This window comes from Priestia sp. P1_B12_1, assembly GCF_056406695.1.
This window is the reverse complement of the sequence record NZ_JBFTZR010000005.1, coordinates 160,188-184,327: the sequence shown is the minus strand read 5'-3', so window position 1 is coordinate 184,327 and position 24,140 is coordinate 160,188. Positions and strand designations below refer to the sequence as shown.

The following is a 24,140-nucleotide window of genomic DNA, read 5'->3' as shown; positions in this document are numbered from 1 at the left end:
GTATACACTTCATTCAATTTAGACTTTTAGATGCGCCAGCTTGATTAGGTGAAAGTTTAGAGAGGCATCCGATGCGTGGATATAATGATTATCCTCTAGCTAAGAGTGATACTTATATGCTGTTCATAAGAAGACAGCTTGTTTTTTCGGGGCGAAGAGGTAACTTTAGGCGTTGCTTTTAATACTTCATTCCAAACGTTAGAAAGCTTCTTCATCATTTGTTGAACTTCACATAAAATAAACGTATCTTTTTTTAAATTAGCCATAATTAATCGCTCAGACATATAGTTGTAAAGAGTATCTAACTGCTCTGCAATGATACCTGCTTAATATGTTAAGCCAATTCCTAGCCGATATAAAATATCGTTGCACTGTTTAATTTTTTCATTCGCTATAAAATAATCGCTGTGTTGAATTGCTATAACAGCTTCATCAATATTTTGAATAAATTTTTCATACATCATAGCTGTTAGCTCTTGCGGAGATTTATGATAGATTAATTCTTCCGTTATAAAATTCAGCTTCATCACCTTCTTGTCTTCTTTAAATCCGTTTTCTATTTATTTCACTAAAAGCTAACTTTTAAATTTTTAAAGGACACCAGTTGAGGTTCGAATAAATTCTTCTACGGCCTCATATGTATCTGAATGTATTAAAGACCTTCGTTTACAAGAGCATGCATCAACTTGATGAACGTTGGTTTGAGGTATGGATGCTTTCTTCGAAGGTTGTAGAATCCTTAAGATTTCCTTTCTGCTTAAGTGAAGTTGAAGGACGAGTAAATACGCAAAGGTATCACCCTTCGCCTTCCTAAAAGATATTTTCTACCTTTAACTTATCGGTTGTTTTCCTCTCTCATTAAACATGACTTTTTACCCACAATTTCAAAAAAAGTTATAAAAAGAAAAAAAAAGTCCGATATACCTAGCGGTATATCAGACTTTTGGACTTACCTTACTTCTACCCAACCGTTTTTAATTGCCACAACAACAGCTTGAGTACGATCATTTACATTCATTTTTTGTAAAATATTACTTACATGGTTTTTAACGGTTTTTTCACTAATATATAATGCTTCTCCGATTCCTCGGTTACTTTTACCATCAGCTAACAGTTGTAGCACTTCGCACTCACGACGTGTTAACAAATGTAGTGGACGGCGAATCTCAATTGGTTCGTGCGGATAAGAAGACGATTGTCCTTGAGCTGCTAATCGACGGTACTCTTTTACTAAACTATGTGTTACTTTAGGGTGTAAATATGAACCACCTTCTGCAACTACTTTCACCGCCTCAATTAACGCATCCGCATCCATTTCTTTTAGCAGATAGCCTCGTGCACCTGTTTGTAAGGCATGAGTTACATATGTCTCATCATCATGGATAGATAAGATAATAACTTTAGCGTCCGGATTTACTTCTACAAGCTTTTTCGTAGCTTCTACACCATTTACAGCCGGCATGTTAATATCCATAATTACAACATCAGGTTGATGTTCTTCTACAAGGTCAATAACTTCGCTACCGTCGTCACCTTCTGCAACTACTTCAAAATCTTTTTCGAAATCTAAAATTCTTTTTACTCCTTCACGGAATAATTGGTGATCGTCGATTATGATAATTCTTGTCTGCATGTTTGATTCCTCCCCAAATCGAACAACAAATGTTTTACTCTATACTGACCCCTATTTATATACATATCTCTGCCTTTTTAAGCGGCTATAATCGGTACTTTAATCATAACAAGCGTGCCTTGGTTAATTTTCGAATGAACAGAAATAGTCCCATCTAACAAATCAACACGCTCTTTCATTCCTATTAAGCCGAACGAATTCTCTTTTTTCTCTTCTTGATTAAAACCGCAGCCGTCATCTTTGACAAGCAAAATAGCGTGTTCATTGTTGAACTCTATCTTCACTTGGATTTCTGTCGCGTCTGCATGTTTTAATGCGTTCGTTACAGCTTCTTGCACTAGACGAAACAGTGCTACTTCTAATTTTGAAGCAGTTCGCTTCTCTTGTCCAATGGAAATAAACGTAATCCGAGGCTTGCCTTCGTTATAATCTTCGATTGTATCAAGATATTTACGCAGCGTCGGAATTAGACCTAAGTCGTCAAGTGCCATCGGTCTTAAATCATATATAATTCGACGCACTTCGTATAGGGCAGAACGAACCATTTTTCGTAAATCTCGAATTTCTTCCATTGCTTCTTTTGCACTACGTTCCCGGTAAATTCGGTCAATTAATTCCGATCTCATCATAACATTTGCAAGCATTTGAGCTGGGCCGTCATGAATCTCTCTTGACAAACGTTTCCGTTCCTCTTCCTGAGCTTCAATAATCCGAAAGCCGAAATACTCTTTTTGAATGGCATCTTCTACTATTTCCCCTACTTGTTTTAAATCACTTGTTAAATAATTTAACACAACGGAAATTTGACCTACTAGGTGATCTGCACGTTTAATCGTTTCTTCCAATGTAAGCAAGCGTCTTTCTAGTTCATCTCGACGATTACGCAGCTGATATTCGCTTTGCTGATTCATCAGCAGCTTGGTTTGTAATTCGTGTGCTTTTTCATAAGCGTCTTTTACTTCAGGCTCTGAATAAATTTGAAAATGTCGGCTCACATCAGACAAACGCTTTCGAGCCAACCTTGCCTGAGTTTCCAATTGATCGCCTTGCTCTATCGTCTCAAGAACTTTCCCTTTTAACACTTCTAACTCTTCTTTAATTTGCTGATATTCTTGTCTGGCATCTTCAGAAAGGCGATAGACTTCATTTTTACTATCTCCCACTGTGCCAATAATCTTCTCAAAAATTTCATCAAGTGCCTTACTTGTTAATTTATGTTTCGACATTTACTCACCCCAAACTATACTCACATTCGGAGAAATGTCTATACGTTCATGCTATATATAGTATTCGTATGACCTATCTGAATTGTGAGGATAAGATCCATATTTTCTCCCTATCTGACTTTTTATATCCAAAAAGTAACGGTTGTTTTTAGTACCCTCAAACTCGACATCAATCGACGCTTGACTCGCGTTATTTGAATAGATTACCATTTACACTCACTATTCAACAGTGACTAACTGCCTGTTTAGACTATTTCATCATTTAGCTATACAAGCCTGCACACTCTTTTATTATAACGTATATTCTGTATAGCTTGTTCAAGTGATGTTGAATTTGATTAATTGATGTCTTTTCATAAACATTTTATACTAATAGCAAGTAAACAGTACGTAAATACCCGTTTTTCTTCTATTTATAACGCTAAGGAGGATTTTTTGATTGTTATCACAATATTATACCGTAAAACAAGAAGGTTCACATGAAATCACTATTCAAAAATCTAGATTCATTTGTCATATGAAACGTGTAACAACTGAGGAAGAAGCTCAGCAATTTATCCAAGACATTAAAAAACAGCACTGGAATGCTACTCATAACTGTTCAGCTTACCTAATTGGAGAACGAGATCAATTTCAAAAAGCAAACGATGATGGAGAACCAAGTGGAACAGCAGGCGTACCCATGTTAGAAGTGCTCAAAAAAAGAGGCTTAAAAGATACGGTGGTCGTCGTTACGCGCTATTTCGGAGGCATTAAATTGGGCGCAGGTGGCTTGGTGCGCGCATATGGGAAATCTGTTTCCGAAGCGTTAAATGAAATAGGTACAGTCAAACGAACTCTCATGGCGGTTATGCATACAACCGTCGACTATACATGGCTTGGAAAATTAGAAAATGAGCTTCGCAGTTCTGTTTATCTATTAAAAGAAATCCACTACGCAGATATGGTAGAGATTGAAACATTTGCAGAGGAAGCTCAAACAGAAGCATTTACTGAATGGATGACCGAGCTAACAAACGGCCAAGCAGATATTCGAGCAGGTGAGACGACCTATTTAGAAGAAGATGTAGAATGAATTATTTACTCTCATTAAAAAACATTGTACAATTGATAAATAGCGCAACTATTCTGATGGTTGCGCTACTTGTCAATGAGTAAAAAACCTCGTACAGATGCATAGCTTTGACGAGTTTGATTCATACATTCCAATTTATAACACATACTAAGTGTCACAATAAGTGTTCGAATATACGAATAAAAGGAGAAACCGTATGGCTCAATATAGACGTTTTCAAAAAAGAGTAAACAAACGGAAAAGAAAACGAAGGCTTTTTACATTTTTTCTGTTACCTATCCTTATTTTAGGGCTTTCTGCAACCGCTTATGGCTCTTATTTATTTGTTAAAGCTAAAACAGTAGCTTCTGATTCTTATGAAGGACTCGGAGATCGCGATAATTCTCCTATGCGTGATCGTAAAATCGATCCCAAAAAAGATGATATATCCATTTTATTTATGGGCGTAGATGATAGTGAAACCAGGAAATTCGGAAATTCAGCCCGTACAGATGCTTTAATCTTGGCGACCTTTAACGAAACAAATAAAACCGTAAAGCTTGTAAGCATACCTCGAGATTCGCGGGTTTATATACCTGAAGTGAACAAAAAAGATAAAATTACTCATGCGCATGCTTACGGAGGTCCAAAAGCAACTGTAGAAACGGTAGAACAGCTGTTTAATGTTCCTGTTGATTACTATGTTAAAGTGAATTTTAAAGCTTTCACAGACATTGTAGACTCACTTGGAGGAATCGATTTTGATGTACCTTATGCGATGAGTGAAAAGGACTCAAAAGATCGTCATAATGCCATTGTCTTAAAACCAGGAAATCAACATTTAAATGGCGAAGAAGCGTTAGCTGTTGCTCGAACACGAAAACAAGACAACGATATTGAGCGAGGAAAAAGACAACAGCAGTTGATTGAAGCCATGATTAAAAAAGCTGCTTCCATTGGATCACTAAATAAATATGGCAATCTTATCGAAGCTGTTGGCGATAATATGAAAACGAATTTAATGTTCGGTGAAATGCTTTCATTTTATGATTATGCTTCGAAAAAAGTAGACATCGAAACCATTAACTTAGACGGCAGCGATGAAAAAATTAACGGCGTTTACTACTTCAAACTAGATAATGATTCGGTGGAAAAAGTAAGTGAAAAGCTCCGCAAGCATTTAGGCATTGAATCAACTTCAGATACAACAGAATAATTAAAAAGACCTCTTGGATATCCAAGAGGTCTTTTTAATTAATTTTTTAAACGAAGCCCACGAACCATGTTGAGAATTGGCCTATATGTCTTATCAACTAGTCCTATCTTTTCGACGATAATTTCAATCGCTACAAGGAGGATAGCTAGTACAAGAAAAGACCCCCACATTGTTTGTACCTTTGAGAAGATAACTGCCGCTAAACCAAATATCGCACTCATTCCATAAATAATTAAAACCGTTTGTCTATGGCTGTACCCTAAGCGCAACAAGCAATGATGCAAATGGGATTTATCGGGAGCCGATAGCGGTTGATTTTTTACGATTCGGCGAATAATAGCAAAGAACGTATCTGAAATTGGCACTCCTAAAATAATAACTGGAACAATGAAGGAAATAACCGCTACATTTTTAAATCCTAACAGAGACAATACAGAAATCATATAGCCTAAAAATAGTGCTCCTGTATCGCCCATAAAAATCTTAGCGGGGTGAAAGTTGTAAAACAAAAATCCGAGCGTACTTCCCAATACGATGAAACCCATGCTTGTCACAAACACATTGCCCATCATAATAGCCATACCCGAGATGGTAATCAATACAATAGAGGAAACGCCGGCAGCTAATCCATCCAATCCATCAATTAAATTAATAGCATTGGTAATTCCTACAATCCATAATACCGTAATTGGAATACTTAACATTCCGAATTCTAATTTTCCGCCAAACGGCAAGTTAATGAAGTCAATTTGGACTCCGCCGTATACAACAACAATTAATGTCGCTACTAGCTGACCGCCTAATTTGATTTTAGCGGATAGCTCAATCATATCATCTAAGACACCGGTAATGATGATAATGATGCTTCCGATTAAAATCGGCAGCGCATATTTACTGTCAGGCTGTAAAACGAGGTATCCAATAAGAAAACTAAAAAATATCGCCAAACCTCCAAGGCGAGGCATAATTTTTTGATGAACTTTTCGTTGATTTGGTTTATCCGTTGCACCTATTTTAAACGCCAGCTTCTTAACCAGCGGAGTGATCAGAATAGATGTAATAAAACAAATAAACAAGGTCAAATATAGCATGGAGACCCTCCTCAGGTTTATGTTAACCAAAACCATAAAAAATGTATCCAACTTTATATAATTGGATAGTATTTCAAATTGCGTATCACAATAATTACTTACTTATTCCCAAAATGGATTATATCACAATGATTCTACTACTTAAATAGAAATTTATTCTCAAAAATTAGCACATTTACAAACTATCAATAGAAAAGAACTGTATTTTTTGGTGTATAAACAGCTGATTTACTTTATTCTTATGTGGTTATTTTATGTAGAACATTTTCTTTACTATACTTTATTAAAATATAAGCGAACTCCCCCCTTTTCGTCTAATTTATTCGTCATCTCTAACTCTTTTTCCTTTTTATTAAGCATATTTAAACCTTTATTTTTATTTCACATGGCCCCACTCATTATATGAACAAGCTTTTGACCTATCTATGTCCACTACTTCAAACCACATTCACTGAATCGTTGTCCTTATCTTATATCATTTAAAAGTTAAAATATAGTGAAATGGATAGAGATGAAATTAAACAAAAAAAGGAATTTTATCAAAAAAATGAAACTTTTTTTCAATACGGTTCGTAATACATAGTAGAAACAGCATCAATTATCTTACATAAAGGGGGTGTTGAATGAACTATGTTCGGCCTATCTGTTCAAACAGTGTATTTGTATGGATTAATCATCTGCGGAAGTCTTACCTTCTTATACATTTTATTTAGCGATTTGTTAGATGGATTATCTGAAGCGATACCTTTTTTTAACCCCACTCTTCTTTTTTCTTTTTTAACATTCTTTAGTGCCAGTGGATATTTGTTCGCCTATACGTCATTGCAAAATTATTGGATTATTTCAATTTCCGCTCTTATTGCCCTTCTACTCGTTATTTTGCTCAACGTTTTTGTATTAATTCCTTTATCATCGGCTGAAGAATCTCTTGCTTTTACTGAAGATTCGTTAAAAGGAAGACTTGGTACTATTATTACTTCCGTTCCTGCAGATGGTTATGGAGAAGTATTTATCGAAGGGGTTAGCGGCACTATCTCCAAACCCGCTGTCAGCTTTAAAAACACTGCTATACCTTTAGGCAGCAAAGTGCTTGTTGTAGATATACAAAAGGGCAACGCACTCGTTGTGATTTATGAAGAAGTTATGACCAATCACTCATTATAAATAGTATTAGGGGGAGTTTTATGTTTTCAACACCTATATTAGTTGTCGTTGGAATTGTTGTTTTTTTATTAATTGCGCTGATTGCCGTATTTATTACAAAATACCGTACAGCAGGTCCAGATGAAGCCTTAATTGTAACAGGAAGCTATCTGGGAAATAAAAACGTGCACGTTGATGAATCCGGAAACCGCATTAAAATTGTTCGCGGCGGCGGTACGTTTGTGCTGCCAGTTTTTCAGCAGGCTGAGCCTCTGAGCTTGCTGTCAAGCAAACTGGAAGTATCTACACCTGAAGTATATACAGAACAAGGTGTTCCTGTTATGGCTGATGGGGTATCAATCATTAAAATTGGAGGTTCTATTTCAGAAATTGCCACGGCCGCTGAGCAGTTTTTAGGCAAAGCAAAAGAAGACCGTGAAACCGAAGCTAGAGAAGTCTTAGAAGGTCACCTTCGCTCGATTCTTGGTTCTATGACGGTAGAAGAAATTTATAAAAACCGTGAAAAATTCTCTCAAGAAGTACAGCGCGTTGCTTCACAAGATCTGGCTAAAATGGGCTTAATTATTGTATCGTTTACAATTAAAGACGTTCGGGATAAGAACGGCTATCTAGAATCTCTAGGGAAACCTCGTATTGCTCAAGTTAAGCGAGATGCTGACATCGCAACAGCTGAAGCTGAAAAAGAAACACGAATCAAGCGTGCTGAGGCTCATAAAGATGCCCAAAAAGCGGAGCTTGAGCGAAATACAGAAATTGCGGAAGCTGAAAAGATGAATCAGTTAAAAACCGCTGAATATCGTCGCGAACAAGATATTGCCAAAGCTCGTGCTGACCAAGCATATGATCTAGAAACAGCTCGCGCGAAACAAGATGTAACAGAACAAGAAATGCAAATCCGCATCATTGAACGTCAGAAACAAATTGAATTAGAAGAAAAAGAAATTCTTCGTCGTGAGCGTCAATACGATTCTGAAGTAAAAAAGAAAGCAGATGCAGATCGTTACTCTGTTGAGCAATCCGCAGAAGCTGAAAAAGCAAAACAGCTTGCTGAAGCAGACGCCAATAAATATCGGATTGAAGCAATGGCTAAAGCTGAAGCTGAACGCGTTCGAATTGATGGTTTAGCAAAGGCTGAAGCTCAGCGTGCCCAAGGTGAATCCGAAGCTGAGATTATCCGCTTAAAAGGTTTAGCTGAAGCTGAAGCTAAACAAAAAGTAGCTGAAGCATTCGAGCAGTTCGGTCAAGCGGCTATTTTAGATATGATTATCAAGATGCTTCCTGAATATGCAAAACAAGTTGCAAGTCCTTTAGCAAATATCGACAAAATTACGGTTGTGGATACAGGAAGCAACGGTGAAAACAGCGGAGCTAATAAAGTGACTGGCTATGCAACGAACTTAATGTCTTCTCTTCAAGAATCGCTGAAAGCATCCTCAGGTATAGATGTGAAGGAATTGATTGAAAACTTTTCCGGAAAAGGAAATGTGCGACAAAGCTTGCACGAACTAACGGATGAAATCAAGCAGCAAAACAAGAAAGAAGATATCTAAAAATAAAAAGCATGCGGATTATATCCGCATGCTTTTTTAACCTCTTAACACTCGAAGAAGAAACCTAGGTAATTCTAACTGACGCTTCCATCTCCATGGTTCTTTTAACAGTCGATAAAGCCACTCTAAACCAAACTTTTGAAAAAAAGCAGGTGCTCGGTTCAATCGTCCTGAAATAACATCGAACGAGCCCCCTACGCCTTGATAAACAGAAGGATTAAGTTTCTCTTTATGAGCAATAATCCAATTTTCTTGGGCTGGACTGCCTAAAGCCACAAAAACAATTTCTGCTCCTGAATCATTAATCGTACGTTCAATGACTTCTTCATTTTTTTCATAGCCATTTAATGTTCCAACAATTAAAATCCCTGGAAACATCTCTTCCAACTTAGCTTTGGCTTCATCTGCAATTCCAGGCTTGGCTCCGTATAAAAAAATTCTTTTACCGTTATTCGTTGCTTCTTTACACAGCTTCAGCATCATATCAATACCCGTTACACGCTCACGAATACGTCCTTTTTTGAGCTTTGAAGCTAAAATCACACCGATTCCATCTGGAATTTGATAAGTCGCTTGATTTAATAGTGACTTTAATTCCCTGTCTTCTTGTGCTTTCATAATTTTTTCAGGGTTGATTGCTACAATAAATGATTTTCGGCCTTTATCTATATCCTGAAGTAACTTTACCGCTAGCTCATCGTACGTGTCGCTACAAACGTCTATTCCTAAGATGTTTTCCTTCATTAAATCACCCGTATGTTGATTTTTTAGTTTTTTACAAACGAAAGACAGGCTGTTCAGCCCGTCTTTTTATAAAGTAGAAACTTTTGAATCACCAAGTAACACTACGTCAAAGCCTGCTGCTTTCCATTGATCACGCTGAATGCAGTTTTTCGTATCAAAAATAACTTTTGTACGCATGTGATTTTCAACAGCTGATGGAAGAAGCTCTTTGAACTCATTATGATCTGTTAAAATAAGAATCACATCCGCATGTGCAACAGCTTCATCCAAACTTTGCGTCTGACGCTCGATCTTATTCTCTTTGATATGAGGATCAAATGCTGTGTAATCAACGCCCAGCTTTTCTAAATGATGAAGTACATCTGTTGATGGACTTTCACGCATATCGTCAATATTTCCTTTAAAAGCTAAACCTAAAACAGCTACACGTCCATGTTGAATGCCCTTTTCATCTAGTAGGCTTTTCGTTTTCAATGCTGTATATTCAGGCATTGAATCATTTGTATGACGAGAAAGAGAAATAATTTTTGCCAGTTCTGGCTGAAGCTCCGTTAAGAACCAAGGGTCAACAGCAATACAGTGGCCGCCTACACCAGGACCTGGTAAATGAATGTTTACACGCGGATGATAGTTCGCTAACTTAATCGCTTCCCACGCATTTACACCAATTTTTTCACTGATTTTTGCCAGCTCATTTGCAAACGCAATGTTCACATCACGATATGTGTTTTCGATTACTTTCACCATTTCAGCTGTTGTAGCATCCGTTACGTGAATATTTCCTTTTACAAATGTTTTATAAAGCTCAACAGTCAAACGACTAGACTCTTCGTTAATACCACCGACAATACGGTCATTATTTACTAATTCCTCAAATACTTTTCCTGGAATAACGCGTTCAGGTGAATGAGAAACAAATAACTCACTGCCTAATTCTAAACCAGTTTCTTTTAGCACAGGTAGCATAACGTCTTCTACTGTACGCGGAGGAACTGTGGATTCTAAAATTACTAAATTTCCTTTACGAACGTAAGGAACAATCGATTTTGTCGCTTCTCGAACATAGTTCAAGTTTGCCGTTTTATCTTCATTAATTGGTGATGGTACAGCAATAATAAAAATATCCGCCTCTTCAGCCGTTGTGCCTACCGTGAAGTGTCCGTTGTCAACTGCTGATTCTAAACGTTCTTGTAAGCCGTTTTCTTCTATATGAAGTTGCTTATTTTTAATTAATTCTACTGCTTTTTCATTTACGTCGACACCATGTACATATAAGCCGTGATTGGCAAACATAACAGCTGTCGGTAAACCTATATATCCTAAACCAACTACACACAATTTCTTTGTCATTGCAGAAAATCTCCTTTATATGACATGCTTAATAAATAAAACCTATCTGATATTATATCGAAAAATGTCATTTCATGATAGCGTTTATATAAAAACATGAAATAATTTCTTTTACTTATTATTATGTAACATTTTATGAGAATTCATCAATAAACGATATAACCATCTTTTGTACAACGAGCCCTAACCCAAAAGAACTATTGAAAATCTCCTTGATTCCCAATAGTTCCCTTAGTAAATATATTTTACATATGCCCTTGTTTTTCGACAATTTCTCTAAAATAGCTCACTAACTCTTCTCGCAGTGGTTCTCTTTGCAGAGCTAAATCAATTGTTGCTTTAATGAATCCAAATTTATCTCCAACATCATAACGTTTTCCTTCGAAATAATAAGCAAGAACACGTTGGAATTCATTCAGACGTAAAATAGCATCTGTTAATTGAATTTCTCCTCCTGCGCCAATCTCTTCTCTGCTTAAGATATCAAAAATTTCCGGTGTTAAAATATAGCGCCCCATAATTGCATAGCCTGAAGGAGCCTCTTCTGGATTCGGTTTTTCAACGAGCGTTTCTACGTCTAGTAATCCTTTTTCAAGAGGCTCTCCTTTAGGACCTACAATTCCGTACTTTGAAGTTTCTTTCCTAGGAACCTCCTGTACACCAACTACAGCGCATTCATATTTTTCGTATACGTCCATTAACTGCTTCAAACAAGGGGTTTCTGATTGAACTACATCATCGCCTAGCATAACAGCAAAAGGCTCATCTCCGATAAAACTTCTTGCACAGTGAATGGCATGACCTAATCCTTTAGGTTCCTTTTGACGAATGTAGTGAACATTAGCCAAATTTGAAATCCCCTGCACTTCTTCGAGCATGTCCCACTTTTCCTTTGCGGCTAATGTTTCTTCTAACTCATATGATTTATCAAAATGGTCTTCGATTGCTCGTTTTCCGCGACCGCTTACAATTAAAATATCTTCAATACCTGATGCTACTGCTTCTTCCACAATGTATTGAATCGTTGGTTTATCTACAATTGGCAGCATTTCTTTAGGCTGTGCTTTTGTAGCTGGCAAAAAGCGTGTCCCTAATCCAGCTGCTGGAATAATAGCTTTACGAATTTTCACTTACTTTTCCTCCTGTCAATGTCAATCGTGCTTATTGGTTATAGTATAGTAAGTCTGCGATTGAGTATGTACACAAAGTCATGTGGAATCCATTTCTTTTTATAAAGAGTCATATTGGATTCTGCTTTATCATAACAAAAGATTTTGTATAATTCTATTTTTATCATTTATAATGAAAAGAAAATTAATCACTTATAAATATAATTTTATGCTCCACTTATGTATAGAAAGGAATGGGATTATGAGTTCGTTTTCAGATCACTTACAGCACCAATTTATACATCATTTCCCGTACAGTGATGCACGCTATCGCACGAATGCCCAAGCAGGACTAGACCTTTACCGTACCCATTCATTCTTCATTTTGCACAATGACGAACAGATATTAAACATTAAAATCGATTCGTTTTATGTGGAACTAAACAAGCAGCTGCTCCCTGAAAGTACCTGTTCTTGTCAGCATAACGGATTTTGTGAACACTGCTTTGCAGCGTTTTTTTATATGTATTCATTAATAGAACCGCTTGCGCCCCTATTCAAAGAATGGCGAAACCATGAAAAAGCAGCTTTGACTATGCTATCTGCCAAACAAGTGTTAAAAAAGCCGAAGGCAACTTTTCAAGAGTGGAGACAAACTTTTGAGAAGCAGTATACGCTTTTTATGCAGGGGCGGAACGAAAATGACCGTTCCATTTATCATGAATATTATCAGTACTATTACCGTGCTTTAGTGAAAAAGGCTCCTGAGCACCCATTGCTTTATGCTTTATTTTGTATGTATGGAGCAGTTCATACATTCTATAAACTATCAGCTCAATTACAGGCACATCAGCTTTCTACTAACATCGAGGAATCATTCGTATATAGTCACGTCTACAAAATAACAAATGAAATTTATGCTACCGCTGATTCATTAAAGCAAATGAAATACGATGGAGATGCATTATCTATTATAGAGGACAGCATTCCATACATCCGAGAATTATTGCATAAAGATATGCCTTTACAATATGAACGTATGGAGATTTATCGCGTTATTTGGCAAAAAATTTTCACGTTAGAAAAGTGGCGAAAAACTGAGGAAAGCAAATTAAAAGCTAAGTACGGTTCTTTTATAAACAATACAGCTCTTTCCTATCTTTTATTCCTTCAAGAAAAAGATGGGGAAGCAAAAGAACGTTTGAGCGATGAAACCCTACAAACAATTCCCTATCTTATTCCTTGGTTAAATGATTTATTGCATGAAAAAGAAACTGACCGCTTTGCTCAGTGGGGCTCTTATATAATGACCTATATAGGAGATTACGTACGCACCGTTCCGACTACTTATCAAGGAAGCCGAAACATGGTCTCCATGATTGTAAATTTATTTCAGCACTATAAAGACTTAACGAACGATCAAACTTTGTATACTGAAGCATTGCAAACGTTACTTCCCTATAGTTTTATTGAATACAGTGATTTTCTATATGCTTCTGACCAATTGAAAAAGTGGGTTGAATTACAGGTGCTTCTTCAATATGACAGTATCAAATATGACGAGCAAACGATAGAAGCCTTAAAACAAAAAGATGAAAAGCTGGTTATTCCTCTTTATCATCAAATGATCTCAAAGCTGATTTATGAAAAAAAGAAAAGCAGTTATCAAGAAGCCTATATCTACTTACAAGAATTAAAGAGACTTTATCTACAAATGAATCGCTCTCTACTATGGGAACATTATATGGAAGAATTAGCGATAAAAACGAAGAAACAGCGCGCGTTTCAACAACTATTAGAAAAAGGAGATTTACTGAATGTTTGATTTGTTTCATTTAACACTTGAAGTCGAACCTGTACACGGTGACTTTTTTCTCTACTGTGTATCACCTAGCGGCCAAATTTTGCTCCCTGATACATGGAAAGATGCGCTGTTTCTATGGCATGAACAGACCTATTACGGAAGCGAAGCCACACAGGTTGAGATTAATGGAAAAAAAGGAATTCTTCTTTCTGCATGGCAAATGTTCACTTTCATACAATCACCTATTCAACAGCATGTGTTGAAACCGGCTTTGTCCGCTTCAGCGGAAGCTTATCAGCAAATTGCAGTCGATATGACAAAGAGGATTATCCAAGGGAAATTTCATTCTCTTCCTCTAAAAAAACAAATGACTGGATCGCTTTCACAAGCTGATGAGCAAGAGTGGCGAGCACAAATTAAAGAGAGCCTACTAAAAAAAGAAGGAAAGGACTTTTTAATAAGCATAGAAGGCGAGAGCTATAATCCTCCCTTTGACCTTTCGTTGCGTATTGTAGAACCAGCGACCGATGGAGATGTATGGATGGCTGAAACATTCGTGATTCCCCACGATGAAGCCAAAGAACCTTTTATACTGGGAAGAACGCTTCCTAAAGAGTGGAATCACTACGAATCATATATCGCTTACGAACACGAACGATGGAAAGCATTGGCTCCTACTTTATACCAAAAAGGAGCGTTTATTCAGTCTGTTCTAACAGATGAGGAAGTATGGGAATTTCTAACTCAAGATAGTGCAGCATTGATTAAACAAGGTGTCTCTATCCATTTGCCAAGCTGGTGGGAATCATTAAAAAAAGCCACCATCAAAGTATCTGGCGCTATAGAAAATACTTCATCTGCGTTGTTTGGTAAACAAGCTATCAGCAGCTTCCGCTGGTCATTTTCTATTGGCGATCAAACTTTCTCAGAAGAAGAGTTTCGGAAATTAGTCGAACAAAAACGCCGATTATTATCTATTAACGGACAGTGGATTCGACTGGATTCTAGATTAATTAAACAAGCGCAGAAAATTGTTAAAGAAGCTAGTAAAAAAGGCGTCTCAATTCATGAAATTTTAAAAACGAAGCTAACCTACATGGCAGACAGTAAAACCGATGAAGAAGAGGTAAAAGTTGAGTTCCAACTCCCCGCTTCCTTTCAATCATTTATTACATCCTTAACGGATTTAGAACGGCTGCCGGAAGTGCTGCCTTCCTCTGAATTCAAAGGTGCATTAAGACCTTATCAGCAGCAAGGTTTGAATTGGCTCATGTTTTTGAGAAAGTTTAACTTAGGAGGATGTCTAGCAGATGACATGGGGCTAGGTAAAACCATTCAATTAATTAGTTATTTAACAAATATTCATCAGTTACATAGCTCTCCTTCTCTTATCATTTGCCCAACGTCTTTAATTGGAAACTGGGAAAAAGAATTACAGAAATTTGCCCCTTCTCTTCGTGTTCATGTTCATTACGGGCCGAAAAGAACCAGCGGATATGCATTTGAGAAGATATGTGAAAGTACTGACGTTGTGATCACGACTTATCAAGTTGCTCTTTTGGATGTCGAATTGTTGAAAGGGTTTATATGGAACAGCATTTCCTTAGACGAAGCCCAACATGTTAAAAACCCGCAGACTAAACAGGCGAGAGCCATCCGTCAGCTGCAAGGAAGACACAAAATTGCGCTTACTGGAACTCCAATTGAAAACCGTCTGCTGGAACTATGGTCATTATTTGAATTCATCAATCCTGGTTACTTAGGAACAATCAATTCATTTAAAAACCGATTTGTAGCAGGCATTGAAAAAGGCGAGAAACCTGAACGAACTGTTGAGCTTAAAGCACTCATTCAGCCTTTCTTATTGAGAAGAACAAAACAAGATAAAAACATCGCCCGCTCACTGCCTGATAAACAAGAACAAAAAGAATATATTCCGCTGACAGCGGAACAAGCTTCACTTTACCAGGAGCTAGTTCAAGGAATGCTTCAAGAAACAGAGGAAAAAACAGGATTTGAACGAAAAGGCATGATTTTGCAAACACTAAATAAGCTAAAATTATTATGCAATCATCCAGCTTTGTACTTAAAGGAAAGTGCAGCTAAACAAACGGTACGGCGATCTCATAAAAGTGAAAAAATTATTGAACTCGTAGAGAGCATTCGCACACAGCAAGAAAGCTGTTTAATTTTTACTCAGTATATTGAAACAGGACTCATGCTGCAAAGAACCTTAGAAAAAGAAATTAACGAGCCGGTTTTATTCCTTCACGGAAGTTTGTCGAAAGAACAAAGAGATGAAATGGTTGCTCAATTTCAAGCAAGGAAAAAAGCCATCTTTATCCTTTCTCTTCGCGCAGGTGGAACTGGATTGAATTTAACAGCTGCAAATCACGTTATTCATTTTGACCGATGGTGGAACCCAGCCGTTGAAAACCAAGCAACCGATCGTGCCCATCGAATTGGGCAGAATAAATTTGTTCATGTTCATAAGTTTATTACAAGAGGAACGATTGAAGAAAAAATTGATGAAGTGATCAATCAGAAACAACATCTAAACAATGAACTCATCCAAGGAGATCAATGGGTAACAGAACTTTCTAATAACGAACTACAAGAGCTTCTTGCATACAGAAATGAATAAGAAAAATTATAAAATGTGTTACAGCGTTACTAAAAAGAGGACTTTTTTACTTGTCCTCTTTTTTTATTAGATCATTCGACACAAAAAAATAAGTGTAAATCATTATCCAGCTACTGATAAAGATACAAAAAGCGCAATAAATAGCGTTTTTTGAATAAAAAGGTATTTTTATAGCGAAAAAGACCCTTTACTTTCTCTTTAAATTCCAGCATATTTATACATATAATATTTTTGTAATTTAATAGACATATTGGAAAAATAAACACGAAACATTTACATAATTAGGGGGATTTATTAATGAAAAAAAGGCAGCTCGCTTTATCTCTAGGCGCCATTGTTGGCGGGACATTTTTATATCAAGCTTCAGCTGAAGCATCTGCTTCAACTGTTCAAGTGAAAGCTGGAGATACACTTTGGTCATTATCTACCAAATACCATACAACGGTAGACGTTTTAAAAAGCGTAAATAAGTTATCTTCAAATACAATTCACATAGGACAAACGTTATCGATTCCTTCTGCTTCAACCTCTCAACCATCTAATAAGGAAGAAAAGCCTTCAGCTACTGGTTCGACCTATAAAGTTCAAAGCGGCGATACCCTTTGGAAAGTTGCTACTCGTTTTAATATGAGCGTAGAAGAATTAAAACGTTTGAACGCTCTTTCTTCTAACATTATTTATATTAACCAAACGTTAAAAGTAAATGGAAGCAATAGCGCATCGACTCCAACTACGAGTAAACCAGCAGAAACTCCTTCTAAGGATGCAAACGGAACTTACAAAGTTCAGCGTGGAGATAGCTTATCTAAAATAGCTTCGACATTTCACATGAGCGTCAGTGAGCTAAAACAAATAAACGGATTAACGTCTAATACGATTTATGTAAATCAACAATTAAAGGTATCAAAAAGCAGCCAAACAACTACGCCAACAACAAAACCAAGTACATCCACACCTTCAACTTCTAACGGAACATTAAATGTATCGCAAATGATTTCAGATGCAAAACGTTATATAGGTGTTCCTTACAAATGGGGTGGCACGACTCCTTCTGGTTTTGACTGCAGCGGATTCATTTATTACGTAACGAAACAACAAATTTCTACAACGCGCTATACGACGGCTGGTTATTGGAGTGTATCAACACCTGTCAGTAATCCACAGCCTGGAGACTTAGTGTTTTTTAATACATATTCTAGCGGTCCTACACATATGGGCATTTACCTTGGTAATCGTCAATTTATTCATGCTGGATCTTCTACGGGTGTAACCATTGCAAGCCTAGATAACAGCTACTGGAGCAAGCGCTACTTAGGTGCAAAAAGATTTTCTAAATAATTGATAGAAGCTGAAACAAAATTATGTTAGTTAAAGGAAGATCCGAACGAGTTTGATTCTTGATGAAGAATTAAACTCGTTCGGATCTTTTCATTGGTAGGGTGGACGTAGGTTTTCTAGCTGTTGAGCGGAGGGCAAAGCGAAGACTCCTGCAAGAAAAGCAGAATAGATGAGACCGTACGCAAGTGACGAGGAGGCTCATCGGCCGTCTTCGAAAAGCGAAGTCTTGCACGGAAATCAACAGTCGTGTAACAAGTGACCTATACTAGCTCATCCCATTTGTTTGTCTTTAGATTGCATTAATTCAGTCACGTCTCAATCTCTTATATACAGAAAAAAACCGTTAAATGATTTAACGGCTGAAATAGAGGAATAGTTCGGGGATAGTAAATACTTTAATTTTCTCTCTTGAGAATATAGAAAGAGCCTTGTTGCTCTTAAAGAGGATCTATCTTCTATTATGATAGATAAGAGGACTTAGAACCTTAGCTGAACTAATCACCCCCTTTCATGCTAGATAACTTCATTCTTCTTGCTGATTTGAATCAAATGAAGAAGAACCGGATGGCTTTCCACTTAAAAACTTAACAGCATCAGCCACAACGTCGGTCATATATACTCGTTGCTGAAGATTATTTTCAAATGTGCGCGTTTGTACACGCCCTACCACACCTACAACCGCTCCTTTATCACAGTAAGCAGCCGTATTTTCTGCATTTTTTCTCCACAGAGTAATATTGACAAAATCAGCATCATATTCACCTTCAACATTTCGAAACGTTCGATTAATTGCTAAAGTAATAGTAGATACTGCAATCCCTTCATGGGTATATCGAAGCTCAGGTTTTTTTGTCAGTCTTCCTACAAGAACAATATGGTTAATCATAGTCTACCACTCCAACTGATTGAATAATGGGAATCTTTAAGCTCATTCATGTTATAATATGGATAACCTACTATTTACGCAAAGGAGGAAACATCAATGAAAACATTTAAACTTGTGTCATTTCAATTGGTTGATGATCAAGAAAAACGTCAGTCTGTCTCACTAACTAATGGCCTTATTATTAATAAAGAAGACGGCGAAAATAACTGGATTTTAGAAGCAGTTATCGATAAGAAATGGTACGATGAATTTCATGTTTTGTTGAAAGATAAACAAAAAATGACGGTAGAAGCTAAAATTACGAAAGAAACAAATGATCCGGCTACCTTTATAGCTACCGTGGCTTCCATTACTTCAATTGGTGAAAATCGTATTAGTTTGTTGATGAAAGGTGTTTTAAAAGAACGGAGACTTCATTATGCTGAAATGCTCTTAGAGGATTTAATTAACCAAGGATTATCAGGTCAAGATTTACTTCAACAGTTCAAACTGCAGCTTCGGAACAGACCGATAAAAAGTACATCTAAAAAATAAGTCATGTCATCTTAAGGTGTCTGGATTTAAAAGAGAGGATTATTGTTTGCGGTCTTTTTCGTTGGTCCATGAGAAGGATAAAGCAAAGAGAACTCACTGGGGAGGTACCTTTCTTTTTTTCCTAAAAATAAATGATCACAACTAGAACGTTTGAACCGATTATCTCTTGCGCGAGCGCCTTGCCTTTTCAAATAAAAATTTGTCATTTTTTCACTCCTTTTTCTTTGTAATTCGTATATTAATGCATTTTTCCCCGTTATTCAACCATTTTTTTCAATATACCGAACAAAAAATAGGATTTTTTTACTATAAAAACCTCTATTTTTGTTCTTTTTTATATATATATGCAGAAAAATGAATCTTTTTAGAGAAAAAAAAAGAAATAAAAACAGGTTTTATTCCCTTTATTGCAGAAGGTAAAGTGTATATGTTTCATATTGTGTAAATTCAGCATGTTACAAAGAACATGAACTACATTCGAACAATAAGACATATACTTATCTTTACGAAATCAGGTGATGCATATGAAAGGTTTGGGAGAAAGAATTAAACATTTTAGACTAAAAGGAGGGTTTTCACAAGAAGAATTAGCAAATCAGTTGAATGTTTCTCGTACAACTATTTCAAAATGGGAATGTTCGAAACAAACGCCTTCCATTTTTGATTTTCTATCTCTATGTAATTGTTTTCAAATTACGCTGGACCAACTTATTGATCCTTCCTCTTATAAACAAGATTATTTACATGACTTCCAACTTCTTTACTTAACAAGAAAACGTGAATCAGATTCACAAGACGATACCATTTTAACCCTCATAGATAAACAGCCCTTATTGAAACATGTGCTCTTACAATTTTCATCTCTGTCACCAACTCTTCAAAAAGAGTTGCTAACGGATATTATACCTTTATTAAAGAAACTTTTTTCTGCTTTGCAGCGCCAATAAAAAAAGCTGCATCAGCAGCTCTTATGTACTATTCTTTTTTATCGCCTAAAGCAAACATAATATCTGTTTCGCAGACTAACTCTCCATCTACAGTTGCGATACCTTTTCCTTTGCCAATAGATCCACGTGCACGTACAATTTCAACCTCTAAACGTAGTTGATCACCAGGTCTTACTTGCTTTTTAAAACGGCAGTTGTCAATGCCTGCAAAAAATGCTAAACGTCCTTGGTTTTCTTCTTTTTTTAGCATAGCTACTGCTCCTACCTGAGCCAAAGCTTCTACAATTAAAACCCCTGGCATCACAGGATAGTCAGGGAAATGCCCGTTGAAAAATTCTTCATTGGCAGATACGTTTTTTAAACCAACTGCTTTTTTTCCCTCTTCCACTTCTAAAATACGATCGACCAATAAAAATGGATATCGGTGTGGAATAATTTCTTTAATTTGTTCAATATCAAGCATAAATAAGTCTCCTTTCAAACCGCATGTAACATACGATACTATTATCAATATACAGAATGCTCAATTGAGAAGCAACTACTTGCTTAAGCTCTGATTCCATTAACCAAGCCCATCATTTGATCTGCAATTGAAATAGAGCGGGAATTAAATTGATACGCACGTTGAGCAATGGACATATCAGTGAGTTCTTTGCTCAAATCTACATTTGACTGTTCCAGTTTTCCTTGCTCTACGCCTGCTGTTTCTCGAGGTTTTCCAGTCAAATCTGTAAACATATTCGGTTGGTTCATCCCTGCTGGAAAGGCAAATAGATTTTCTCCTTTAGCTTCTAGCACCTGCGGCTTTTGGACATTTGTTAACCCAAGGGTAAACTGGTCAACGCCCGTATTCGTAGTAACCGTTACCGTTCCACTTCCATCAATTTGTATATCTTTGAACGCGTTACTGAAAATAATAGCTTGACCATTTTCCCCCAGCACATCCTGACCAGAACCGTTTACTAATTTAACATTGTTCGGGCCTTCGGGGCTAAGATGAAAAGAACCATCTCGCGTATATTGTACAGGCTGTTGGGAATCTTTTACGGCAACTTGAAAATAAACGTTTGGATTAGATGCAGCTACATCTAATAGTTTATCTGTATTCTGAAAAGTACCCTGCGTCATATTCAAGCTCGTTTGATCTAAATAAGCGCCTGTGCCTTGCCGAATTCCGGCTGGCGTAAGCCGCTTTTCTGTTCCCTTGTCTTCTTGATTGTTTACTTGTTGATACAGCATATCATTAAATGAAGCATCTCTCGCTTTATATCCTGTCGTATTTGTATTAGATAGATTATGACCAATGACATCAAGTTGCTGCTGCAGCTGTCCCATCGTATTGGCCGCTGTTATCATTGTACGGTTCATCCTTCTCATCTCCCCTGTTGCTTTTAGCGCACACGCCCAATTTCATTTGCCGCTTTATCCATGCTCCTATCGTAAGCTTGCATTATTTTTTGATTTGCCTCAAAAGCTCTGTAAGCCGTTAGTAAATCAGTCATACTTTGAGCAGCATCTACATTGGAACGTTCAACAAATCCTTGCTTTAACTGATAAGAAATGCCTGGGTTATTCCTTGCTGAAGGCAAGGACTGATTGTTCAGCGTTTCATACAATCCATTCCCTGTCTTTTTAATCGTTTGTAAATCACTAGCATAAGCAATATCGATTTGTGCAACCTGCTGATTATTTTCTGTTACGTTACCTTGTGAATCAACTGTAAAGTTTTCACTTTTTAGTTGGATTGGTTGATTATTTGTATTTAATACATAAGCTCCGGTAGACGTAGTTAAAAAACCTTCCTGATCTAATGTAAAATTACTGTTTCTTGTATATTGAGGCGTATTATCAGGGTTTTGTACCACAAAAAATAGTCCGCCCTCTTTTGTAGGCATATTTTGCTCCATCAATGCAATATCAGTTGATTGAGATGTTTGCTGAAGATCACCTTGTGTAAAATTTGGAACTGTTTCTTGCATATACACGCCTGTATTAATCGCACCTATGTCTTTTTTGTTCTGAACAGAGATGCTACGTTCAGTAGGTAAATCTTCAGATTCCATTCGCTGCAGCAACATATCAGGAAATGCCTTTAACGTACCTTGATCTGCTTTAAATCCTGGCGTATTAGCATTTGCTATGTTATTCGTTAATAAGTCAGTTTGACGCTGTTGAGACAGCATACCGGCTGCTGCCGTGTAAAACCCTTTAAACATACTTCATCCTCCTTACAAGTAAACGTTGTTCGTTAGAGCTAGCTCACAGAGTATATTAGATAAAAGAAGAGACTCCTCTGTATGAAACGAGCCAATAGAGGAGTCTTCATTTATTTAAACAATATTGCGACGAGATAGTTTATCAATATTATCGAGCATAATACCTGTTCCAACAGCTACACAACCCATTGGATTTTCTGCAATTAGCACAGGCACCTTTAATTCTTCCGCTAACAGCTGATCCATACCGTGAAGCAATGCTCCACCGCCAGTTAAAATAACGCCTCTGTCTATAATATCGGCAGAAAGTTCGGGAGGTGTACGCTCTAATACACTTTTCGAAGCTTGTACAATGACGCTGACAGACTCTCTAAGTGCCTCCTCTACTTCTTCAGAATAAACAGTAACCGTACGTGGTAGGCCTGAAACCATGTCTCGCCCTCGAATGTCCAGCTCTTCATTACGAGCTTTAGGAAACACCGTACCAATTTTCACTTTAATTTCTTCTGCTGTACGCTCTCCAATTAAGAGCTTATATTTTTGCTTAATGTACTGCAAAATTTCGGCATCAAAACGATCACCAGCCATCTTAATAGAAGCTGCTGTTACGATATCGCCCATTGAAAGGACGGCCACATCGGTTGTACCTCCACCAATATCTACGACCATATTTCCGCTCGGCTGAAAGATATCCATTCCAGCGCCAATAGCCGCGACTTTTGGTTCTTCTTCCAAATAAATGGTTTTCCCACCGCTCTTTTCAGCAGCTTCGCGAATTGCTTTTTGTTCAACAGAAGTAATATTTGTTGGACAACAAATTAAAATGCGAGGCTTGGATAAAAAACCTTTTACATTTAATTTGTTAATAAAGTGTTTGAGCATAGACTCTGTAATTTCGAAGTCAGCGATAACACCATCTTTTAAGGGACGAATGGCAATAATATTACTGGGCGTTCTTCCTACCATACGTCTCGCTTCTTCCCCTACTGCTAGCACTCTATTTGTATTTTTATCAATCGCCACAACAGACGGTTCATTTAACACAATTCCTTTGCCTTTAACGTGAATTAAGACGTTAGCTGTACCTAAATCGATACCAATGTCTTTTGCTAACATACCTTAAATCCTCCTTCTATTTACATATCTTTGCATGATAACCATTCTTTTTTCCTAATTTACTATTTTATCACAATTTGTATATGTATGTTGTTATTAGCAAAAATATTTATTATATACCTATTTTATCCAAAAAATAAAATGCCCTATACTACCTCTATAAAAAAGGCAATATTGGGCATTTTTTCATTTTACAGTTTCTTCTTCCTTTTTGTACTTTAATTTTGTTGCTTCTCCTCCACGCAAATGCCGAATAGATTTATGATAATCAAGAATTTCTTTTACTTCATTTGCTAACTCAGGATTTATTTCTGGTAGACGCTCTGTTAAATCTTTATGGACAGTACTTTTCGAAACGCCAAATTCTTTCGCAATTACACGAACTGTTTTCTTTGTTTCTACAATATACTTTCCAATCTTGATAGTTCTCTCTTTGATGTAATCGTGCACACTACTCGCCCTCCCCAAATTGGATATGAGAAGTATCCAAGGGAATGTATATATTATCCCTTTTCTAA

At 36.9% G+C, this 24,140-nt stretch carries 21 protein-coding genes and 1 pseudogene; 9 read left to right on the top strand and 13 right to left on the bottom strand.

All coding sequences use genetic code 11. The features are described 5' to 3' along the window. Positions 1–95: 95 nt before the first annotated feature. The 3 genes and pseudogenes from fliS to AC1D0Y_RS18020 form a co-directional block, all read right to left on the bottom strand. A pseudogene (fliS, locus tag AC1D0Y_RS18030) lies at positions 96–527 on the bottom strand (flagellar export chaperone FliS). Between the two features lie 422 nt (positions 528–949). Then, entirely contained in the window at positions 950–1,633 is a 684-nt protein-coding gene (locus AC1D0Y_RS18025) for a response regulator (protein ID WP_013059772.1), read from the bottom strand. Positions 1,634–1,710: 77 nt separating this feature from the next. After that, a complete protein-coding gene (locus AC1D0Y_RS18020) occupies positions 1,711–2,859 on the bottom strand; it encodes a sensor histidine kinase (RefSeq protein ID WP_028409683.1) in 1,149 nt (382 codons plus the stop codon). Between the two features lie 439 nt (positions 2,860–3,298). Between AC1D0Y_RS18020 and AC1D0Y_RS18015 the strand changes: the two genes are divergently transcribed. Both AC1D0Y_RS18015 and AC1D0Y_RS18010 read left to right on the top strand, forming a co-directional pair. Then, positions 3,299–3,934, top strand: coding sequence for a YigZ family protein (locus AC1D0Y_RS18015; protein WP_060745863.1), 636 nt, complete (start codon positions 3,299–3,301; stop codon positions 3,932–3,934). A gap of 196 nt (positions 3,935–4,130) precedes the next feature. Continuing rightward, positions 4,131–5,129 (top strand): LCP family protein, encoded by a 999-nt coding sequence (locus AC1D0Y_RS18010; RefSeq protein ID WP_060745864.1) that lies wholly within the window; start codon positions 4,131–4,133, stop codon positions 5,127–5,129. 38 nt (positions 5,130–5,167) lie between these two features. On the opposite strand, the gene AC1D0Y_RS18005 is transcribed toward AC1D0Y_RS18010, so the two are convergent. Beyond that, positions 5,168–6,220 (bottom strand): glycosyltransferase family 4 protein, encoded by a 1,053-nt coding sequence (locus tag AC1D0Y_RS18005; protein WP_013059776.1) that lies wholly within the window; start codon positions 6,218–6,220, stop codon positions 5,168–5,170. 630 nt (positions 6,221–6,850) lie between these two features. Between AC1D0Y_RS18005 and AC1D0Y_RS18000 the strand changes: the two genes are divergently transcribed. Next, positions 6,851–7,384, top strand: a complete 534-nt coding sequence (locus AC1D0Y_RS18000; protein WP_098249421.1) for an NfeD family membrane protein — start codon at positions 6,851–6,853, stop codon at positions 7,382–7,384. A 20-nt stretch (positions 7,385–7,404) separates the two neighbouring features. Continuing rightward, a complete protein-coding gene (locus tag AC1D0Y_RS17995; RefSeq protein ID WP_013085445.1) occupies positions 7,405–8,934 on the top strand; it encodes a flotillin family protein in 1,530 nt (509 codons plus the stop codon). 36 nt (positions 8,935–8,970) lie between these two features. On the opposite strand, the gene AC1D0Y_RS17990 is transcribed toward AC1D0Y_RS17995, so the two are convergent. The 3 genes from AC1D0Y_RS17990 to galU all read right to left on the bottom strand — a co-directional run bounded on the left by AC1D0Y_RS17990 (position 8,971) and on the right by galU (position 12,158). Beyond that, positions 8,971–9,678 carry a WecB/TagA/CpsF family glycosyltransferase gene (locus tag AC1D0Y_RS17990; protein ID WP_098967000.1) on the bottom strand — a complete coding sequence of 236 codons (708 nt, stop codon included), beginning with the start codon at positions 9,676–9,678 and terminating at the stop codon, positions 8,971–8,973. Positions 9,679–9,744: 66 nt separating this feature from the next. Continuing rightward, on the bottom strand, positions 9,745–11,028 hold the full coding sequence (locus AC1D0Y_RS17985; protein WP_013059780.1) for a nucleotide sugar dehydrogenase: 1,284 nt from the start codon (positions 11,026–11,028) through the stop codon (positions 9,745–9,747). A gap of 245 nt (positions 11,029–11,273) precedes the next feature. Beyond that, positions 11,274–12,158 (bottom strand): UTP--glucose-1-phosphate uridylyltransferase GalU, encoded by an 885-nt coding sequence (galU, locus tag AC1D0Y_RS17980; RefSeq protein ID WP_050690865.1) that lies wholly within the window; start codon positions 12,156–12,158, stop codon positions 11,274–11,276. 241 nt (positions 12,159–12,399) lie between these two features. On the opposite strand from galU, the gene AC1D0Y_RS17975 reads away from it, so the two are divergent. From AC1D0Y_RS17975 to AC1D0Y_RS17965, 3 genes are all read left to right on the top strand, one after another. After that, positions 12,400–13,962 carry a hypothetical protein gene (locus AC1D0Y_RS17975; protein ID WP_028409688.1) on the top strand — a complete coding sequence of 521 codons (1,563 nt, stop codon included), beginning with the start codon at positions 12,400–12,402 and terminating at the stop codon, positions 13,960–13,962. Next, complete coding sequence (locus AC1D0Y_RS17970; protein WP_477707831.1) at positions 13,955–16,585, top strand: DEAD/DEAH box helicase; 2,631 nt, start codon at positions 13,955–13,957, stop codon at positions 16,583–16,585. The genes AC1D0Y_RS17975 and AC1D0Y_RS17970 overlap by 8 nt, the downstream gene beginning before the upstream one ends. A 297-nt stretch (positions 16,586–16,882) precedes the next feature. Then, positions 16,883–17,923 carry a C40 family peptidase gene (locus AC1D0Y_RS17965; protein ID WP_477707830.1) on the top strand — a complete coding sequence of 347 codons (1,041 nt, stop codon included), beginning with the start codon at positions 16,883–16,885 and terminating at the stop codon, positions 17,921–17,923. A gap of 523 nt (positions 17,924–18,446) precedes the next feature. Here the strand turns inward: AC1D0Y_RS17965 and ssb are convergent. Continuing rightward, entirely contained in the window at positions 18,447–18,809 is a 363-nt protein-coding gene (gene ssb, locus AC1D0Y_RS17960; protein ID WP_014457774.1) for a single-stranded DNA-binding protein, read from the bottom strand. A gap of 96 nt (positions 18,810–18,905) precedes the next feature. Here ssb and AC1D0Y_RS17955 point away from each other — a divergent pair, with 96 nt between their 5' ends. Both AC1D0Y_RS17955 and AC1D0Y_RS17950 read left to right on the top strand, forming a co-directional pair. After that, positions 18,906–19,343: a YwpF-like family protein gene (locus tag AC1D0Y_RS17955; RefSeq protein WP_014457773.1), complete on the top strand. Its 438-nt coding sequence runs from the start codon at positions 18,906–18,908 to the stop codon at positions 19,341–19,343. A gap of 524 nt (positions 19,344–19,867) precedes the next feature. Then, positions 19,868–20,290, top strand: coding sequence for a helix-turn-helix domain-containing protein (locus AC1D0Y_RS17950; RefSeq protein WP_028409692.1), 423 nt, complete (start codon positions 19,868–19,870; stop codon positions 20,288–20,290). A 28-nt stretch (positions 20,291–20,318) separates the two neighbouring features. On the opposite strand, the gene fabZ is transcribed toward AC1D0Y_RS17950, so the two are convergent. From fabZ to spoIIID, 5 genes are all read right to left on the bottom strand, one after another. Further along, a complete protein-coding gene (fabZ, locus tag AC1D0Y_RS17945; protein ID WP_013059788.1) occupies positions 20,319–20,753 on the bottom strand; it encodes a 3-hydroxyacyl-ACP dehydratase FabZ in 435 nt (144 codons plus the stop codon). An 83-nt stretch (positions 20,754–20,836) separates the two neighbouring features. Beyond that, positions 20,837–21,658 (bottom strand): flagellar hook-basal body protein, encoded by an 822-nt coding sequence (locus AC1D0Y_RS17940; protein WP_477707829.1) that lies wholly within the window; start codon positions 21,656–21,658, stop codon positions 20,837–20,839. 23 nt (positions 21,659–21,681) lie between these two features. After that, the gene (locus AC1D0Y_RS17935; protein WP_477707828.1) at positions 21,682–22,506 is read right to left on the bottom strand and encodes a flagellar hook-basal body protein; all 825 of its coding nucleotides are present in this window, start codon (positions 22,504–22,506) and stop codon (positions 21,682–21,684) included. 114 nt (positions 22,507–22,620) lie between these two features. Then, a complete protein-coding gene (gene mreB / locus AC1D0Y_RS17930; protein ID WP_013059791.1) occupies positions 22,621–23,622 on the bottom strand; it encodes a rod shape-determining protein in 1,002 nt (333 codons plus the stop codon). A gap of 186 nt (positions 23,623–23,808) precedes the next feature. After that, complete coding sequence (spoIIID, locus tag AC1D0Y_RS17925) at positions 23,809–24,072, bottom strand: sporulation transcriptional regulator SpoIIID (protein WP_013059792.1); 264 nt, start codon at positions 24,070–24,072, stop codon at positions 23,809–23,811. Positions 24,073–24,140 lie beyond the last annotated feature (68 nt).